This is a genomic window from Allomesorhizobium camelthorni (genome assembly GCF_011045125.1).
In the GTDB taxonomy this organism is placed as follows: domain Bacteria; phylum Pseudomonadota; class Alphaproteobacteria; order Rhizobiales; family Rhizobiaceae; genus Allomesorhizobium; species Allomesorhizobium camelthorni.
Genome location: NZ_JAAKZF010000296.1, coordinates 1 through 835 on the forward strand (window position 1 = coordinate 1; position 835 = coordinate 835).

Consider the following 835-nt stretch of genomic DNA (forward strand, 5'->3'; position numbering starts at 1 on the left):
CATCATCGGCCTGTCCGGCCTCATCACGCCGTCGCTTGACGAGATGGTGCATGTCGCTTCCGAGATGGAGCGCGAGGGGTTCGACATACCGCTGCTGATCGGCGGCGCCACCACCAGTCGCGTGCATACGGCGGTGAAGATCCATCCGCGCTATGCCAGGGGTCAGGCCGTCTATGTGAACGACGCCAGCCGCGCCGTCGGCGTTGTATCAGCCTTGCTCTCTAAAGATGCAAAGAACGGCTACATCGAGACCGTGCGCGCCGAGTTCAAAAAGGTCACGGAAGCGCACCACCGTTCGGAGGCCGACAAGCTGCGGCTGCCGCTCGCCAGGGCTCGCGCCAACGCTCACAAGATCGATTGGGCGAACTGCGAGCCGCCGAAACCATCCTTCTTCGGCACCAGGGTGTTCGAGGACTTGGATATGGAGGAGCTTGCCCGCTACATTGACTGGACGCCCTTCTTCCAGACGTGGGAGCTGAAAGGCCGCTACCCCAAAATCCTTGAGGACGAGACGCAGGGCCCGGCCGCGCGCCAACTCTTCGAGGATGCGCAAGCGATGCTGAAGAAGATCATCGACGAGAAATGGTTCGCGCCGAAGGCCGTCATTGGCTTCTGGCCGGCCAATGCCGTCGGCGACGACATACGCCTGTTCACGGATGAAACACGTGCGCAGGAACTCGCGACCCTCTTCACGCTGCGCCAGCAACTAACCAAACGCGACGGCAAGCCGAACGTCGCGCTGTCGGATTTCGTCGCGCCGGTCGAGAGCGGCAAGCCCGACTATGTCGGTGGCTTCGTCGTGACTGCGGGTATCGAGGAAGTTGCGATCGCCAAA

1 protein-coding gene is annotated in these 835 nt (G+C 62.0%); it reads left to right on the plus strand.

All coding sequences use genetic code 11. The annotated features are described in order from the left end of the window. A partial coding sequence (locus G6N73_RS35980) for a vitamin B12 dependent-methionine synthase activation domain-containing protein (protein ID WP_281353031.1) occupies positions 1-835 on the plus strand: 835 nt, incomplete at both ends.